Source organism: Vibrio salilacus, from assembly GCF_002811245.1.
In the GTDB taxonomy this organism is placed as follows: Bacteria; Pseudomonadota; Gammaproteobacteria; order Enterobacterales; family Vibrionaceae; genus Vibrio; species Vibrio salilacus.
Genome location: NZ_NIVQ01000001.1, coordinates 171,438 through 189,559 on the forward strand (window position 1 = coordinate 171,438; position 18,122 = coordinate 189,559).

Below are 18,122 nucleotides of genomic sequence, written 5' to 3' on the forward strand. Positions count from 1 at the left end.
TAAACGATGACAGTAGAAGCACAAGTAGACTCTACAGCAAAGCATATAACGATAATGATAGAGGGGGCTTTCGGATTTAATCTGGTTCAAGATTTTCGGCGTAGTTACAGTGATCGTCAAGAGTTTCGTTTTACCATCGACCTGCGTAAAGTTGATTACATCGATAGCGCTGGTTTAGGTATGTTACTCAATATGCACAATTATCTCGGCCAACAAGATGGCACGATACGTATCACCAACACATTACCTCAAGTGAGGAAAATACTGACAATTTCTCGATTCGATAAAAAATTCGATATTGAGTAAATGACGAAGGAGATCGTATGCATGTAATGATCGTAGACGACCATGCAACGAATAGAGAACTATGTCGTTTTATGTTGAGTCATCTCGCCGAGCAGGTGACTACGTTTGAAAATGGTCAAGGTGTTGTAGCGGCAATGAAACAAATGGAGTCTCTGCCAGATGTTATTTTGCTTGATGTCATGATGCCAGTGAAAGATGGCTTTACCACTGCCCAAGAAATTCGACATGCTTTTCCTGATATACATATGCCAATTATATTTTTAACGGTGTTGGACGACGATACGTCGTTTGAGCGCTGCTTAAATTATGGCGATGATTTTATTCTCAAGCCGATTGAACGCAGTGTGATCACGGCTAAAGTTCAAGCTCACTATCGTATTGTCCGCATACACAACCAAGTGATGGAGCAGCGTGATGAACTAAGCCAGTTTCATGAACAAGTGCGTTATGAATATGCGATAGCCGAGTCTATCTTTTCTAATCTGATGCTTGAGATGAGTGCCCAAGTGCAAAATATCTATGGCATCAATTATCTTTCGACCCCTTCAACCGTATTCAATGGGGATTTAATCGTGGTCGCCAATCGACCTCATGGTGGCGTTTATGTGATGATTGCTGATGCGACCGGGCATGGTCTGCCTGCTGCCATTTCGGCTATTCCGGCTACCCGCGCTTTTTTTTCGATGGCGTCAAAAGGTTTATCTTTGGGAGAAATTGTACGTGAAGTGAATGAAGTATTGGTGCGCTTTCTGCCGATGGGTATGATGCTTGCCGCGAGTATTTTTGAAGTGCGTGCTAATGGCTTTGAAGTGTCTTGGTGGGGAGGAGGGTTACCTGACGGGTATTTGATTGATCGTCAAGGAGACATCGTACACCGTCTGGTGTCAACTCACATGCCGCTTGGGGTGCTTAAGCCGTACGAATTTGAAGCAGACATTGTCAATTTCCGTTTAGAGCCAGATCAACAAATTATCTGTTATACCGATGGTGTCATCGAAGCCTCAGATGAACATGGCGAGCAGTTTGGCCAAGAACGGCTAGAGAAAGTATTCAAACAAAATCGCGCCATTATCCCAACACTTTACGATTCAGTCCGTCAGTTTGCCGATAAAACGGTAGGCGATGACTTATCTATCTTAGCCATGACATTTCCTATTTCAAATGCTAACAGCCAAATTGCACCGCCTAATGAGGTCGTTCTTAATCATATACCTATCAAATCAAATCTTAAGCTATGTGGCAGCGCGTTGCGTGGCATTAGCGTGATGACAGAGGTTCGTAAATTTCTAGCCGGTATTCTACACGGTGGTGTGCATCTTGATTTGGTTTGTTCAGTGCTTTCTGAGTTGTTTGCCAACGCAATTGAACATGGTTTGTTAAAATTGGACTCGTCAATTAAAGAGGAGCAGGACGGGTTTTTTCTATTTTACCAACTTCGCGAACAGAAGCTGAAGCAGATCGGCGATGATATGTGGGTTGAGCTCATGATTGACTATGATCCCATTCAGGCACGCTTAACCATGCAGCTAGAGCATAATGGTGAAGGGTTTGACTATCACATACGCGGTAGCAGCCCAGAGAAGTCATTCACACATGGTCGCGGCATTGTTCTTGCTTCTGAATTATGTGATTCATTAGAATATTCGAAACAGGGGCGAAGTGTTACTGCGGTTTATTCACTGTCGGTAGCGCATCACTTTCCGAGCTCAAGCTAGGGTTATTTACAGTGTAAAAAACATCTAGTGATGTAAGCCTTAAAACGTCACACTTTTGATACAGTCCCGCGAATATTTTCTATACACTGAAGTCTGGAAGTATTAAGGACAGAATGACATGTGGGATAAATTTGTCGCGTTTTCTGACGATAACACTCAGGTAATAGCTAAGCTTTTGTCTGATATTACTGTTGACTCAAATTTCGATACGCGCGGCCTAAACGAAGCACTTGCCGCGATAGATGCAAGTGACCTTTATCTAATCGAAGAGGCGGTGACTAAGTTTATCAATTACGCCAAGGAAATGAAGAGCGAGGCCTACGTTGGGGTTGCTATCGCTGAAGTCAGAGATGCGTCAATTAAGATTGAGCTTTCTGAGCAAGATATGCTGGCAAGTATGATCGTCACTGGGCCTTATCGAGGAAAGCCGTTAAGAGGGCCGCAAATTGTTCAAGCGCTAGCAGAAGCGCATGTAACCAAAGGCATCAACAAACTAGCACTAAAAAAAGTCTTGGTGATGAGTCATCAGTTAAAACCAGGCGAAACATTTACCCAACCCATCGCCAAAGGTAAAGATCCCATCCAAGGCACTGACGCTAAATTTATTCCACTGGTTGACGATCCCACCAAACAAATACTCGCGCCTAAGGAATCTTCTCCTGGTGGTAAAGTTGATATGCTTAATTTAGGCGAAACCATAAATGTTGCGGAAAATCAGCCTATAATGAAGCGTGTTCCTGCGACCAAAGGGACGACTGGCTTGACTGTTCAAGGCAAACCTATTCCGCCAAAACCGGGCAGCGATGCCGAGTTAAAAGTCGGCAAAGGAACCATAATCTCTCCTGATGATCCGAACATTTTAATTGCTGAAGTTGCGGGCATGCCGATCCTAAAAGAACGCAGTGCCGACGTTGAAAATGCTTTGTGTTTGCCCACTATTGGTGTGGCGACGGGGCATGTGAAATTCAAGGGCAACGTTGTCGTACTTGGTGATATCGAGTCAGATATGGTGGTTCGAGTAACCGGGTCCTTGACGGTCGGCGGATTTATCGAGTCAGCGGATGTTCAAGTTCAAGGTGATATTGAAGTCGCAAAAGGCATTATTGGCCACAATGTGTCTGAGAACGAGAAAAAGAGCTGTGTCGTAAAATCCGGTGGCTCTATCACCGCCAACTACGCACAGTTTTCTGAACTGCAGGCAGCGAATGATATCAAACTCAGTGTTCACTGTATGAGTAATGAATTGCGCTGTGGTCATGACCTCGTGGTTTGTGATGCTTCTGAAAAGCAAGGTACGCTCAGTGGTGGCCGCGCCAAGGTTGGCGGAAAAATAACTTGTGTAAACTTAGGGGTCGAGGGAGACACGGCCACCTACGTGCATGCTTTTGCTCGCTTTCAAATGTACAAAGATAAGAAAGCCAAGCTTAAAGATCAGTATAGTCAAGCTCAAGAAAGTACCATGAATTTGGTGCGTAAAGAGCTCGAGTTGAAAAAAATACCTAAGTCTGAGCGAACACCCGAGCAAGAACAAAAGCTAGAGCAAGATAAACAAGCAGCTAATGAATATTTAGAGAAAGTTAAAGACGTACGTGATAACCATGACAATGAACTTGAGATTGCCCTCGAAGAAGCAGTCGTTGAGGTTAAGGGTAAAGTTTACAGTCATGTTACGGTCCAGTTTGGTGATGAAAAGGTTATTACTAAACGTAGTCACGGCGCGAGTGTTTTTACATTCAATCAGTTTGAAATTAAGTTCACATCGATGTTCGAAGAAGATGATTTAGAACAACAGCTTTAGTGATTTACCACCCATAAAACACCCGCAGCAAGCACTGCGGGTGTTTTTTATTTAAGGAGAGTTTAAGTTTCTTATTCACATAGATCTTTGTGTCAGGCTGTTTTTGGTCATCCAATACTCATTGATGGGGTTGAGGTACGCTGTTCTACTTCTATTGGTTGTGCGTAGCGAAGTGATGGTTCGAATGATGGCCGATCGCTTTTCAATCAGGCCGACCGAGCGCTGTACCAAGCCAAGAGTTTAGGGCGAAACCGAGTGGTGGCTGCTAGCGCTGAGAAATCAGCATAATGTGCGGTTGCCAGCCGCTTGCTAATTTACATTGTAAACGGGCTTCCTAAAGGAAGCCCGTTGTCAGTTTGGCTCGATTAGATAGGCACAACAAGAATATCGATCGGCGATTTATCCACTAAGTGTTTGGAGTATGAGACAATTTTGCTCCAAAAATCATGATGATGACCGCACAGCAACAGATCAACTTGTTTGTCTTCGATGGTCGCTTTTAGCTTGTTAGCTAAGTCGCCGGTGCCGACTAAGATGTGCTTGATTGGATGCTCGCTATAGGCTTCAAAAGCGCGAATCTGAGCTATCGTGTGTTCACCGAAAGGCCGTTGAGTGTCATTGGCTTGAATATCCGCCACTTCAGGATAGATTTCACCGTGCGAACCATCAATATGAATGAAGGATATCTCCGCATTGGTCAATGTCGCTAAGTAATTCGCTTTGTCTATTAGCTCCTTCGTTTCTTCGCTGAGTTCTAGTGCAACGAGAATATGTTTGTAGTTCATAATAGTGACCTTATTGTAGCTCGCTTAATCTAAGCATAATCTCTAAGTGACAATAAAGTTGTCGCGAATGTCTCGAAAATAGCAAAATCTTTACTTCGCCGCCAAACGAGGAAATTTATTTCGGTGAACTGAGCCTCATTTACGGCGTTTTTTATCGCTACACTGGAATCAGTGAATGTAATTGATCGGAGTAAATGATGACGTTTTCAAGTGACTTTTTGTGGGGTGGAGCCATCGCGGCTAACCAAGTTGAGGGACATTTTGACGGCGATGGTAAAGGGCTATCGACCTCGGACATGTTGCCAAACGGTATTTTAAGCCCTCACCAAACTCGCGAGCAGCGCGGTGCGGGTATTAAAGATGTTGCCATCGATTTTTATCATCGTTATCCAGAAGACATCTCATTGTTTAATGAGATGGGGTTTAATTGCTTACGTTTATCGATTGCTTGGACGCGTATTTTTCCCAATGGGGACGAACTTGAGCCCAACGAAGCAGGACTTGCCTACTACGACAAGATTTTTGATGAGTTGGCCCAGTACGATATTCAGCCGTTTGTGACTCTTTCCCATTATGAGATGCCGTATGCGCTGGTGGAAAACTATGGTGGATGGGCAAGTCGAGATTTGATCACTCTATTTGAGCGCTATGCACGCACCGTATTTGAGCGTTACCAAAACAAGGTCAAGCTATGGCTAACGTTTAATGAAATCAATATGTCACTCCACGCGCCGTTTACCGGCGTCGGTCTCGCAGAAGAGGCATCGGAGCAGGACATCTATCAAGCAATTCATCATCAACTATTGGCCAGCGCCAAGGCGGTCAACTTGTGTCACCAAATCATCCCTGATGGCAAAGTTGGCAACATGTTGCTCGGGGCGATCAATTACCCGTTCACTTGTAGCCCGGATGACGTATTGGCGGCCATGCATGAGAATAACAAGTGGTTGTTCTTTGGTGATGTACAAACCCGTGGTAAGTACCCAGGCTACATGCTGCGTTACTTCCGTGATAACAATATCGATGTGCAGATGTTACCGGGCGATCTTGAGTTATTGGCCAGTGCCAGCGTCGATTTTGTTTCGTTCAGTTATTACGCTAGCGGCTGCGCCAGTGCAGATGAGCAGCATAAAGAGGTCGGCAATATTGTCGATAGTGTGCCTAATCCTTATTTGGAAAAGAGCCAATGGGGCTGGTTAATTGACCCGAAAGGTCTGCGCATTTTACTCAACTTCCTCTACGACCGTTACCAAAAGCCGTTGTTCATTGTAGAAAACGGTTTAGGAGCGCGTGATGAGATTAACCCGCAAGGGGAGATTAACGACGACTATCGAATCGCCTATTTGAATGACCACTTAGTTCAGGCGCGAGAGGCTATCTTAGATGGTGTTGATCTGATGGGCTTTACCAGTTGGGGACCGATTGATCTGGTGGCTAATTCAACCGCAGAGATGAGTAAGCGCTATGGTTACATCTACGTTGACCGTCACGACGACGGCAGTGGTAGTTTGGCCCGAAAACGTAAAAAAAGTTTTTACTGGTATCAGCAAGTGATTCAAACCAACGGCGAGTCACTCAAAGGATAATGACAGGGAGCTTTCGAGCTCCCTTCTTTCTACCTACAACTATTGTTATTACCACTTGGTGAGAAAATACCGCGGAAAGATATTGTGTATTCTCGCAGTATAAGAATAGAATTTGCTCGTGACTCTAAGGTGACGATACAAATAAGTGTGAACTCTATGAAGCAAAATAGTGGACAAGTTAACGAGAAGGTATTGCAGCTTTTAATGCAAGTTGCAGTTAATGATCACCCTGTGACAGCAAAGCAGCTTAGTGAGCAATTAGGTACGCCGATCAGTAGCTTATATCGCCATTTGAAGCTGCTGCGTGAATGGAACCTGATTGAAGAAAGTCCGAATGACAAAACCTTGATCATCGGTCCGGCAGCTTTGCTATTAATGCGCAGCTATCAAACCAGTCAGCACGATTTAGATGTGGTTGACACTGTACTGAACCGACTGCAAAAGCAGACCGGCGAAATGGCCGCTTACATGGTTCCGGTCGGGTATCGAGCATTGTGTGTTAGTCGCAAAGAGAGCATGCAGGCGCTTCGTTGCAGCTACGTCCAGGGTCAAAGTCAACCCCTGCTACGAGGCGCCTCATCTAAAGTAATGCTCGCTTACCTGCCTCAGGCTCGCTGTGACAAAATTCTGCGCTATTTTGACGAGCACCAACGCATTGAACAGTGGCAACAAGAGCTGGTGCAGATCCGTAGTCAAGGTTATGCGGTGAGTACATCAGAAATTGATGTTGGGGTATCTGGTATCAGCGCTCCGGTCATGAAAGGTTCCAAACTGGTCGGGGCGATTTCGGTGATGGCGCCTGCACATCGAGTTCAAATGAATCAACAAAGGATTATTCTTCACGTTCTTCAAGCAGCAAGGGCTTTGCCCCCCGAGAGGTAATGGAAATGTTTGGGTTATTTCGCCGTCACAATCAACATAATTCTGCACAACTGACGTCGCAACGTTTAGTCATGCTTAGCGTAAGCGAATCGCTTAAACCCATGAGTCAGGTTGAGTTCGATATGGCTAATCAGAACTTAGAAGAGAGTTATCAATGGATGATCGATAATCACGGCCAGCGTTGGTTTAACGGTGGTCATTTTAATCTGAGTGTCAGATCCCGTGGTGAATACCAGTTGCACTTAAGCCAATGTTTAGGCTCTGCGGCTATGCCAGTTGTGTTGACCAATCACAGTGAAACCTTACTTCACTCATTACCTTTGCTTCACTCGCCAAAGCGAGAATTAGGTATTGTGCACATCGGGCGTCAGTTTGAACTTAAAGACTCTTTGGAGCCAGAGCAGGGCAGTGCCTTTCACTTTGCTCTTTCTCGTTATAATGAATGTCGGCTATTTTGTCTTGGTATCGATCACGCTCTGGTGGAAAACCGATGGACTGACTATGCGCAAGATCTTGGCTGTGATTGGTTGACCATGGAAGAATGCTCTTTTAGTCATCGTTTTCAAGTCAAACAACAATTGGCCAGTTACTTAACCCATTGTGATGATGTGATCATCAATATCGACTTGGCTTGCCTCTATCCACGTTCCCAGTTAGAAAATCAGACGGCACTAGAGGTACAAATGGTCAATAGAATGCTGCGTCAGTTAATGATTTGTGGCAAAGTTCGCCTGATTCAGTTGGTTGGCTATAAAGACAAGCATCTCTACTCGAAACAGACGCAAAGTATACTGCACGAGTTGGAAGCCTTGGTTGCTTTGCGCGATAGAGCAGCGTAGGGGCTAGTTACACAAAAGCTGGCGGTTAAGCCAGCTTAGTACGGTGAATTTGCGCGTGATTATGATTGCTCGCGTTTTTGTTCGACTCTTTCCAGTACTGAATACGAACGCGATGCAATTGCGCTTTTCTCATTTTTTTCATGATAATCCCTCACTTAAAAACAACATTGCTCATCAATGATCTTTTGTGAACCCAGTTCCTCATGAACAAAAGATAATGTAGCGGCCAACGGACAAAATATCTAGGCTTGTGGTCACATTTTTTTGTATTAAATCGGTGTTTTATTACATTAAAGTGCGCAGTTGCGCATCTAAAAATAACTACGCTAGATGGTTGTGTCGTCTAAACGCTATTACTATATTAATAGGGTATCCAAATAACTTCAAAGGTGTAGAGAACCAAGTAAACTCCCAGAGCAAATACGAACAACTGAACGCAATTGACACACATAGCCTAACGAGCAATTCGTTATCGTGCATCGAAAAACGTATAAGAATCAGTATTTTCAACGGCCTTTTGCTTTACCACTCTTTGTCTCTCACCTACGAGTTATCGATACATTACTTGATAACCCAGAAGGAGAATGATTATGGTATCACTAGGTATAATCGCGTTAGCTTTCTTCGTGTTTATGTGCTGCTGGGTTACACAGCATGGCCTGCCCGTTTTGGGTATGAAGCTGGACGAGTCGGACTTACTGTTAATATCAGAAATGTCAGGTGAAGATGTCCTTGAAGCATAAATGACTTTACGCTAAGCAAAAAAGGAGCCGTTATGGCTCCTTTTTGTTTGCCCAGGCACTGCGTCGTGGGGTAACTCAGCAATTTGAGACACTTGTTGTGCTATCGAATTGGTCATACTGAGCTCATGTTCCATTATGGGTTCAATGATGCTGTTCAAACATCCTATTTCTCTTGTCACGATTATTCGGCTTGAACCACTCAAAGTGGGCGTTACTTGGTTAATGGTGCTGACTGAAAACGTGATGCTTATCTTACTGCCACTGTTTATCGGTCATGCTATCGATGGTGTTTTAAATCAACATTTTCAGTCGCTATTCATGTTGGCATTTCTATTTATTGCCTTAGTGATCATCGGTGTAGGTCGTCGTTTTTTTGATACTCGTGTGTATGGGGCTATTCGGCTTAAGCTGGCCAATCTTGTTGAGCGAAACCTACGCGGCTTGCCAGTGTCGACCAAAGATGCACGACTTACCATGTCTCGAGAGTTGGTCGATTTTCTTGAAAATGATCTGCCAAGTGTCCTCACAGCCGTGGTGCAGCTTGTCGCCACCGTGACTATCCTCGCAATATTCCATATGTCATTAGCCCTTTGCATGTTGTTCTCCGGACTATTGATGTTGATGATTTATAGCGGTTTCCACTCTCGATTCATCCAACTCAACGGGCAACTTAACGATCAAATGGAGCAGCAGGTGGAGGTATTGACTGGTGTCAGATTATCTGCATTTCGACGTCACTTTGAGCGCTTAAAACAGTGTGAAATCAAGCTCTCAGATACAGAAGCAGTGGTGTATGGCTTTATCTATCTTGCTCTGTTTGTTGCGATCATTGCCAATCTATGGATGGTCAGCCAGCTTATCGACCCGACCGCGGGACAAGTGTTTTCAATCGTGACCTATTCGCTTGAGTTTGTAGAAACCGCCGTAATGCTGCCTATTACACTACAAACGCTGTCACGGTTAAGTGAGATTTGCTTGCGGCTCAATTGTCTCCCTCAGCCGCTAATGACGAAGGAGAGCCAGAATGAAATCTAACCAGTGGTTGTCTGTATTTGCTGGTAGCGTGGCTATTTTAGTTGCGTTGGTCGTGGTTGATGAGTTGGAACCTCAACCTGCTTCAATTACTCACCAACAAAAGGTTTACCCACCTGTATCTGTAATCGAAGTCACGCCCTCAAGCTATCAATCGACGTTGAGGCTGTTGGGTTTAACCATGGCGCGCTGGCCATTAAAGATAAGATCATCGACTAGTGCGAAACTTCAATGGTTAGATGAAAGCATTGAACCGGGTCGTTTGGTGAAAAAAGGACAGGTATTAGCCAAGTTGGATCCCAGTGCGATTAACGCGAGTATCGCACAAGCCTTTAGTCATCTAAAGCATGCCGAATTAGAGTTACAACGAGCCAGGCATGAACAAACGGTTGCGATAAAAATGCTCAATCCATCAACAAGATCACCATTTGCGCGCAGAGAGCCGCAATTATTGGCCGCGAGAGCTCATCTCACCCACACAAAGCAAGCCTATTTAAGTGCAAAAAAGTTGCTCGAAGAGGCAGTGATCACAGCGCCGTTTAATGCAGTGGTCACCCAGCGTCATATTAGTCCAGGAGAGTGGATTGAGGCAGGCCAAGTCATGTTTGAACTGGCGGCCAGTGACTCGATGAATGTCGAGCTACCTATTTCTGATATGCACTGGCAACAGGTTCAAGCGGCGCTTACTAAGCCAAGCATTCAGGTCGAGAGTCGCTCTCGTCATCAATGGTCAGCCAAAGTGCGCTATATCTCACCTGAGATGGATAAACAGACTCGTCAAAGAGAGGTCGTGCTCTCGGTTGAAGATCCTTATCAAGTGTCGCCCCGGCTCTATCCCAACCAACAAGTTGATGTTGTGATCCGCTTAGGTATCCAAGACAACGTGGTGAGTGTGCCTTTGAGTGCAATGACGCGTGACGGTTACGTGTGGACATTAGACAACAAGGACCGATTACGTAAAGAGTCAGTGGTCTTAATTGAACAAGGCGAGCATAGGCTCCACGTTCGCTTTCAGCAAAACAGCGAGACAGCACGTAGAGTGGTTCGATACCCACTTTTGTCGATGCTGCCGGGCAAACAGGTTGCCCCATTGTTACCAAGTGGCGATGCGTTAAAACGGGAGCCAATGGAATGAAGAGCATGACTAAATGGTTCATTGATAACCCTATCGCCGCCAATCTCTTGATGATGGCGATCGTGATCAGCGGTCTCTTGGCATTGCGGCATTTGCGTGTTGAGTCGTTTCCACAAATCGAGCCTTCTTCGATCCGTATTACTGTTGACTACCCAGGTGGAACAGCGCAACAAATAGATGAGGGGATTACTCAACGGATTGAGGAGTCGATTAGCGGCATGGCTGGTATTAAACAGATTGCCAGTCAATCTCGGGCGGGCTTGTCTCAAGTGATTGTTGCTAAAAAAAGTAGCGCTGATCTTAATAAGCTACTGGATGATATTCGCAATCAAGTCAATGCGATTAACGGCTTTCCGCTAGACGCCGAAAGGCCACAAGTGACACGCAATGAGTTTACTAATTTGGCCGCTTTTGTTGTGGTATCTGGCCCAAGAACCGATGCCGAACTGCAACCTATTGCCAAGCAGCTTGAGCAAGCGTTAAAGAAGAGTCCGCGAATTTCCAACGTATCGAATTGGGGGGCACGCACTTCTCAACTTGTGATCGAGCCAGACCCTGAACAACTGAGAGCATTGGGAATAAGCTTGCAAGATTTAGCTGGCCTTATAGAGCAGCAATCTCTCGAAACTCGTAGCGGTGAACTCATCAGTGATAAGGGGCGCATGGTGATTCGCGGTGATGGTTATGCAGATGATCTGCAAAAGCTGCAACAACTTATTGTGATTTCTGGTCAGAGTGGGCAAGTGTACTTAGGAGATATTGCCAAGCTGAGTCGCGGTTACCAATACAGTGGTGCAATCGTACGCAATAATGGTGAGAGCGCGATTGCCTTGCTCGTCAGCACGAGTCAACGCGACAACTTACTCAAAGTCAGTGAAGCGATCAGCAACACGCTTGATGTACAGCGCATGATATTGCCTGCGGATATTGAATTAACCATGCTAGCTGATATGGCGCCATATATTGAAGACCAACTGTTCCGTCTAGGTGAAAACGCATGGCAAGGCTTACTGATTGTGCTGATCTTGCTTGGTATATTTCTAGAGCTGAGGCTTGCCTTTTGGGTTGCTATGGGCATACCGATTGCGCTTTGTGGAACACTAGCAGTGATGCAAGTGTTCGATTTCAGCATCAACGATATTACCTTATTCGGTTTTATCTTAGTTCTTGGTGTACTTGTCGACGATGCTGTCGTTGTCGGTGAAGCGATCTATGATAAAAGTTCAGCCAATGGCAGTGGCAAGCAAGCGGCTTGGCAGGGGGTGAATTCGGTATCAGTGGCGACCGTTTTCGGTGTACTCACCACCATCGCTGCGTTTTCTCCCATGTTGTGGATCAACAACGAACTCGCCAAGGTGCTTGCTGGCTTCTCTGCCGTGGTGATTTTTGCGTTAATATTTTCCCTAATTGACAGTAAATTCATTTTGCCGTCTCACTTAGCCAAGCGCGCTAAAACAACCGTAAGCCTAGGAAGTTTTACAAAACTTCAAGTCTTAGCACAAGGTGGGTTGCAGTGGGTAAGCCTCTATATCTACAAGCCTGTTCTCAGTTTTGCGCTTGGTTATAAAATGGGTACTATGCTTGGTTTTGTCGCCACTATTATCTTGGCTTATGGTATGTGGGCCAATGGTGCCATTCGCAGTTCGTTCTTCCCCGAAATCCCTAGTCGTTACATTACCGCGCAGGTGCAGCTTGAAGATGGTGCCTCTTTGCCTTGGCAGCGACAAGCGTTATTACAGGTGGAGCAAGCGATGACAGAGGTAGAGCAGAGCTTGATCAATGATTACCCGTTGCAAAAAAAGCCAGTGGTGAACTTGTTAGCCTGGTCTGATGGGTTCGGTGACATTGAGGTGACCGCCGAACTCACCACTGAATCGTTAAGTTTACTCCCCGGTAATGAACTATTACGGCGATGGAGAGAAAATACCGCGCAAGTGGAGGGGGCACATTCGGTTACTTTCAGTGCCGCCGATGAGCCTGCTGGTGGCACATTTTTGACCATCTCTGGCAATGACCGGAATTTAGTGACCAGAGTCAGTCAGCAACTCATGAATGTTTTAGCGTCACTCGAAGGGGTAGCGGATGTATACGATGACAGTCGCGCAGGCATTCCACAAGTCCGTTTACTATTAAATCAATATGGTCAGCAACTAGGTTTAACCCAAGCCAAGCTTGCTCAACTTGTCGGTGAGGCCTATGGTGAAAGAGAAGTGCATCGTCTGTTAGATCACGGACAAGAGACCAAAGTTTTGTTGCACTATCCTAGAGATGAGCGAAGAACTTTAGCACAGTTAAAACGAGCCACCATTATGTTATCTAATGGCGGTAGTGTGTTGGTTGGTGATATCGCTGAGTTGCGTCATGAGCAGCAGCCTCAAGTCATTCATCGTCGTGACCGAGAGCAAGTTATCCACCTCTATTGGAAGCAAAACCGCGACCAGCAATCACCAGAGAAAACACTCGATCAGCTTAAACAAACCATTGACTCCTTGCATCAACAATACCCCAATATCACGATTAAGTCGGGTGGTGAGTTTGAGGAAATAGGTGAGGTCTCCGGTGGCTTTAAATCGGCGATGGCACTGACGCTAGTCATGATCTATATTCTGTTGGCACTGCCTTTGAAATCGTATTGGCAGCCGATACTCATCATGACTGTAATCCCCTTTGGCTTGGCCGGCGCGATCTTTGGTCACTACTGGATGGATTTGCCGATCAGCATCCTTTCCATGTTCGGGATGATGGCCATGACGGGTATCGTTATTAATGACTCGCTGGTTTTGGTCACGCGCTTTAATCGAGAATACCAACAAGGTGTAACGTTACAACAAGCGCTTTTGGTTACAGGAATCAGTCGTTTTAGAGCGATTTTTTTAACCACAGTGACCACTGTGTGTGGTTTATTGCCATTACTGAGCGAAACAGCAGAGCAAGCGCAATATTTAAAACCTGCGGTTGTCTCTTTAGTGTTTGGTGAACTGTTCGCTACCATGGTCACCTTGATTCTCATTCCTGTGCTGCTAGGTTTGTTTTGTCGCCAGCCTGCGAAACGTCCGCAAGATTCATCTGCAGCATTCACTTTGGAGCAATCATGACAGAATCGATAAAGGACAAGAGGGCCAGTAAGTCTAGCTTGGCTGAATGCAAAGGCTCAATAGAACACGAGAGTATCACTGCTTATAATCTGGTTCCTGAAATGGCACTGATTGACACGCTACCTAACCACCTTCAGAAACGCTTTAAGCATGCGCTTACCTTGATGCACAAAGACTGGAGCGAACGCCGTGCCTGGCAAGAGATAGCTACAGAGAGCGCAATCTCGCCTTATCATTTCCACCGTCAGTTTACCGAACTGTTTAATGAAACTCCGGGTCAATATTTATGCCGTGTACGTTTGCAAATGGTCGTCGGTTTACTCATCAACGATGAGCAGTGGAGTGTTATTGACGTTGCGCAATATTGCGGCTTTTCATCGTCACAGTCTTTAGCTAAGGCCTTGAAGCGCGAACTGGGTGTCACAGCAAAGTATATCCGAGCGATGGGCTCCCGAGCGACACCGAAAGAAACGACCGAGTTTATTCAACAACTCGCCCATCCAAGTTGCCACTCTTCGATGGAGCAAGAACTTGCCCAATCCATCCCTACCGAGCTGGTGTGGTATCCGCAGCGAGGTATTAAAAGGCTTAAATTAGCGAGCGCCGACTGGGACACGGTGTTTGAGAGGTACGGCAAAAAATCGATGCAGTTAATGAGCCTCTCACCGATCAAACAAGTGGATAAAGCGTGGAGTGAGATTGAAGCCGAAATAGGCAACTGGCAAGTGGCGAAAATTCAATACGATCGGATTATTCCCGAAGGGTATTATTTGTGCAGTGACGTTTATTTAGCCTCAGATGTTGCCTACAGCATGGCATTAGACGCACTGTTTAAAGCCGCTGACACGCAGGGCCTTAAGCTTGATGTGGAAGGCGACTTGGTTGAGATGATTCGCCACATTGAACTCTCTGAAGTGGGCGGGGTGACCTTTTCGTTTCAGCTTCCTGTTTTAGTGCCTGACCTTACTCATGATCATAGTTGAGTATCGAGTGTATCCAGCCAGTGAGAAAGCGCCTCGAAAAAGCCTGGCGCGTAAACGCGTTCACCGAATAGCCCGATTTTTACTAACACCACGATGTCATTGGTTTGACTGTTAAACTCTGGGTGATTAAGCAGGCCATGAGTAGCGTTGGGGATCATCTTAATCGTGGCATGACTTTGCTCACGGTAGAGAGCGTGCAATAATTTGAAAGTTCGCGTGGTATCCACCTGTTCATCATTATCACCAAGTAATATCATCATAGGTTGGTGAAGGCCGATATAGTCTTGCTCAGCGTCAGACAATACATTTTTTTTGATGAAACCGAAACGCGCTTTGCTAATTGGCTTCTCCTGATTGGAAAAAAGCCTAACGTAATCCTCATAGTTTGGCTTGTTATGCCAAAATGATCGTTCTTGTTGGTGCATATTCTTTGAGCGGGCGATCACCTGCGCCGCAGCACCTTCACGTTGTAATCGTGATTGGGTCAGATACCAACTTTGATCTAACCAGTTTATGGCGTAGCCGACTCCTACCATAAAGTTCACATCCGAGCTGTTTTGCATTAATGCGGGCGCGACCCATCCAGCTTGGCTAAATCCCATTAGACCGATCGTTTTCGCTTGGCCTGTATAGTGGCGCTTTACAAACTCAATTGCTGTGCGAACTTCGTCTTGTCGATCTGACATCGATTGTTCAAGCCAATTTCCACTCGATTTGCCCACGCCAGGCTTGTCCCAGCTAAAAACTGCATAGCCAGCATCAAGGAACACTTGCCAGATAGGCTCATAGTATCCATGTGCATCATAAGGGATAGCCCCGTCGCCCGAAACGAACACCACTACTCCTTTGACCTTATTATCAGATGGGGCTTTGAAATAAGCAGAAAGGCGGTGACTCTGGTGTGTAAAATAGGGGCGTTGCTCGACATATTGAGCCAAAGTCACATGACTCCAACATGCGATCCACGTGGCTATTAGCATTAAAACTGACCTTCTGATTTGCAACATGTTGACTCCTTTTGTTTCAGGTTAGTTAAAAGCGGTATAAGGCACCAATAAGCATGCCAAACTCTTCGCTATCGTAAAAAGTCAGGTTTGAATTGGATTGTTGGTAGTTTACCTGCGCGATAAGACTGACCTGATTGATTCCGAGGAAGTCTTTCTCTTCGGCTGAGACTTGCAAATGAAATAGCTCGTCTTCTCGTACTTTTTTAAACAGAGGATGTTTAACCTCATAGTCGCTACCAGAGATGCGAGCATCGATAACCAAGGTATAAGGATAGAGGGTCAATGTAGCAGCGAGGCCCGCCCCAAATTTGTCGAAAGTATTGGCTTTGCCTTGGGTGTTCTCGTGTTGATAAAAAAGGCTAGGTTCAATGAATAGATTGCCAGAGAGTGGCAGAGTCAGGGCAAACTGAGCGAAATACCCATCGCCATTTCTATTCAATAAATCGCTCGGCGCCTGTTCATTTTTAATCGCTCGATCGTAATAGGCCAGCTTTAATCCAGCATACTGATATTCGTAATTCACTCTAACCACATCCCCCTTTATTGAGGTCTTCTCTCGTTTATTATCGATCAAGTAGGCGTTCTGCCACGCTTCACCTGCGACCAAGGTTGGTGCGTAAGCAAGCGTAAACGAAGAGCCTTCGTGCCATTGGTTCTTGTATCCGATTTCCAAACCGAGCAGACCTTTTACAAAGGTATCTTCACTTTGACCAACGAAGATTTGATGTTGATGAAATTGGTAACGAACTTGCCCTAAAGGAAGCAGTGTGCTTGAGTCGACATGCTCAGCTTCGCCGTTAAGTGACGTCAGTGTTTCAGCTGCCGCGGTAGACAAGTTGTTTTGGCTTTGGTTATAGACAATGACTGCCCCTAAGCTACCAGATAACCCTTGATTCGCGGCCGATACGTTTGGTGATGTGCATGCAATAAGGACCGTGGCCACGGTCAATCTATTTATGTTCACGCTTTATCCCTTATTTTATTGTCGCAGTTTGCCTTCAATTCGGATTCCAATGGCAATATGCTTCGTAGACTGGACGAGATTGTTTCACAGCGGCAAGGATAAAAAGTGTCCGACTTTGCTCAGTTGCTCACAAACGAGTCCACATCTTGGTTTGTGCGCACACTACACATCAATCCAAATTGCTGTTATTGTTTGCATTCATAGTCGGGGAGCCTATTTAGGCTGAGATCGTAACCGAGACCCGTTGAACCTGATTCAGTTAGCACTGACGTAGGGAACTATTTTCGTCGTGCTTTCCTTTGGGTTCGATGGCCTTACTTAATACCGGAGAGATCAAATTTTTCGGTCATCAAGCAAGGGGTCCTACGTCTTGTTGTAGGAGCTTATATGCCGCATTTACAAGACACGCCACCTATTGTATTAACCATTGCTGGTTCAGACAGTGGAGGCGGCGCTGGAATTCAAGCTGATATCAAAGCCATTTCAGCAACCGGTGGCTATGCGTGCTCGGTGATCACTGCTATTACCTCCCAAAATACCCAGGGTGTGAGTGCTATTCATCCCGTGCCCACTGAGCATGTTGCGAGTCAACTTGATGCGGTGTTTTCTGATTTACAGGTTATTGCGGTGAAAGTGGGTATGCTGGCCGATGCTGATATCATCCGCGTTGTTGCAAAAAAAATTCGTCAGTATCAGCCTCAATGGCTGGTGGTTGATCCTGTTATGGTTGCCACCAGTGGTGATCTGCTATTGCAGCGCAGCGCAATTGAGAGTCTCAAAAACGAGCTGATACCGCTCGCAGACTTAATTACGCCGAATCTCCCTGAAGCGGCAGCATTGATCGGGGCTAACACGCCAACCAATGAAGACCAAATGGGGGCGCTAATAGAGCCACTTCGCGCCCTTCAGGCCCGAGCGGTGCTACTTAAAGGAGGACACTTAGATCAAACCTCCGATAGTAATGATTTACTTGTAACGAATCATCACAGTGAGTTGATCCGCTCTCAACGAGTAGTGACCACCAATACCCATGGCACAGGTTGCACGCTCTCCGCTGCTATCGCGTCCTATCTGGCTCAGGGACATCGATTGCATAAAGCCGCCTGTTTAGCAAAGCAATATCTGACTCAGGCGTTAACTCATGCTGATGAGCTTGACGTTGGCCGGGGACATGGTCCTGTGCATCACTTTTTTGCGGGGTATTCACATGTGCGTTAAACCCAATACGTTGTCTTTAGATAAATGTATTCCG

General features: G+C 45.7%; 15 protein-coding genes and 1 riboswitch. Of the genes, 12 read left to right on the plus strand and 3 right to left on the minus strand.

What is annotated here, in order from left to right:
- Window positions 1-6 precede the first annotated feature (6 nt).
- The 3 genes from CDZ87_RS00750 to CDZ87_RS00760 all read left to right on the plus strand — a co-directional run bounded on the left by CDZ87_RS00750 (window position 7) and on the right by CDZ87_RS00760 (window position 3,819).
- Window positions 7-306 carry an STAS domain-containing protein gene (locus CDZ87_RS00750; protein ID WP_100751724.1) on the plus strand — a complete coding sequence of 100 codons (300 nt, stop codon included), beginning with the start codon at window positions 7-9 and terminating at the stop codon, window positions 304-306.
- A 17-nt stretch (window positions 307-323) separates the two neighbouring features.
- Window positions 324-2,021 (plus strand): SpoIIE family protein phosphatase, encoded by a 1,698-nt coding sequence (locus tag CDZ87_RS00755; RefSeq protein WP_100751725.1) that lies wholly within the window; start codon window positions 324-326, stop codon window positions 2,019-2,021.
- Window positions 2,022-2,139: 118 nt separating this feature from the next.
- Window positions 2,140-3,819, plus strand: a complete 1,680-nt coding sequence (locus CDZ87_RS00760) for a flagellar assembly protein A (RefSeq protein ID WP_100751726.1) — start codon at window positions 2,140-2,142, stop codon at window positions 3,817-3,819.
- Between the two features lie 365 nt (window positions 3,820-4,184).
- On the opposite strand, the gene CDZ87_RS00765 is transcribed toward CDZ87_RS00760, so the two are convergent.
- Window positions 4,185-4,604 carry a universal stress protein gene (locus CDZ87_RS00765; RefSeq protein ID WP_100751727.1) on the minus strand — a complete coding sequence of 140 codons (420 nt, stop codon included), beginning with the start codon at window positions 4,602-4,604 and terminating at the stop codon, window positions 4,185-4,187.
- A 194-nt stretch (window positions 4,605-4,798) separates the two neighbouring features.
- Here CDZ87_RS00765 and ascB point away from each other — a divergent pair, with 194 nt between their 5' ends.
- From ascB to CDZ87_RS00800, 8 genes are all read left to right on the plus strand, one after another.
- Window positions 4,799-6,190, plus strand: coding sequence for a 6-phospho-beta-glucosidase (gene ascB, locus CDZ87_RS00770; RefSeq protein WP_100751728.1), 1,392 nt, complete (start codon window positions 4,799-4,801; stop codon window positions 6,188-6,190).
- A 156-nt stretch (window positions 6,191-6,346) separates the two neighbouring features.
- On the plus strand, window positions 6,347-7,072 hold the full coding sequence (locus CDZ87_RS00775) for an IclR family transcriptional regulator (RefSeq protein ID WP_422641425.1): 726 nt from the start codon (window positions 6,347-6,349) through the stop codon (window positions 7,070-7,072).
- A gap of 5 nt (window positions 7,073-7,077) precedes the next feature.
- Window positions 7,078-7,911 carry an arginase family protein gene (locus tag CDZ87_RS00780; protein ID WP_100751851.1) on the plus strand — a complete coding sequence of 278 codons (834 nt, stop codon included), beginning with the start codon at window positions 7,078-7,080 and terminating at the stop codon, window positions 7,909-7,911.
- A 590-nt stretch (window positions 7,912-8,501) separates the two neighbouring features.
- A complete protein-coding gene (locus tag CDZ87_RS17145) occupies window positions 8,502-8,654 on the plus strand; it encodes a hypothetical protein (RefSeq protein ID WP_172953536.1) in 153 nt (50 codons plus the stop codon).
- 147 nt (window positions 8,655-8,801) lie between these two features.
- On the plus strand, window positions 8,802-9,689 hold the full coding sequence (locus tag CDZ87_RS00785; protein WP_100751852.1) for an ABC transporter six-transmembrane domain-containing protein: 888 nt from the start codon (window positions 8,802-8,804) through the stop codon (window positions 9,687-9,689).
- On the plus strand, window positions 9,679-10,821 hold the full coding sequence (locus CDZ87_RS00790; protein WP_100751730.1) for an efflux RND transporter periplasmic adaptor subunit: 1,143 nt from the start codon (window positions 9,679-9,681) through the stop codon (window positions 10,819-10,821). Before CDZ87_RS00785 ends, CDZ87_RS00790 begins: the two co-directional genes overlap by 11 nt.
- Window positions 10,818-13,916, plus strand: coding sequence for an efflux RND transporter permease subunit (locus CDZ87_RS00795; protein ID WP_100751731.1), 3,099 nt, complete (start codon window positions 10,818-10,820; stop codon window positions 13,914-13,916). Before CDZ87_RS00790 ends, CDZ87_RS00795 begins: the two co-directional genes overlap by 4 nt.
- A gap of 101 nt (window positions 13,917-14,017) precedes the next feature.
- Window positions 14,018-14,899 (plus strand): helix-turn-helix transcriptional regulator, encoded by an 882-nt coding sequence (locus CDZ87_RS00800; RefSeq protein ID WP_245834626.1) that lies wholly within the window; start codon window positions 14,018-14,020, stop codon window positions 14,897-14,899.
- On the opposite strand, the gene CDZ87_RS00805 is transcribed toward CDZ87_RS00800, so the two are convergent.
- On the minus strand, window positions 14,890-15,879 hold the full coding sequence (locus tag CDZ87_RS00805) for an alpha/beta hydrolase family protein (protein WP_157806442.1): 990 nt from the start codon (window positions 15,877-15,879) through the stop codon (window positions 14,890-14,892). The two genes, CDZ87_RS00800 and CDZ87_RS00805, sit on opposite strands and share 10 nt — an antisense overlap.
- A 52-nt stretch (window positions 15,880-15,931) precedes the next feature.
- Window positions 15,932-16,870, minus strand: a complete 939-nt coding sequence (locus CDZ87_RS00810) for a DUF2860 family protein (RefSeq protein WP_100751734.1) — start codon at window positions 16,868-16,870, stop codon at window positions 15,932-15,934.
- 195 nt (window positions 16,871-17,065) lie between these two features.
- A riboswitch (TPP riboswitch) is annotated at window positions 17,066-17,164 on the plus strand.
- 93 nt (window positions 17,165-17,257) lie between these two features.
- On the opposite strand from CDZ87_RS00810, the gene thiD reads away from it, so the two are divergent.
- A complete protein-coding gene (gene thiD / locus CDZ87_RS00815; RefSeq protein ID WP_100751735.1) occupies window positions 17,258-18,088 on the plus strand; it encodes a bifunctional hydroxymethylpyrimidine kinase/phosphomethylpyrimidine kinase in 831 nt (276 codons plus the stop codon).
- Window positions 18,089-18,122 lie beyond the last annotated feature (34 nt).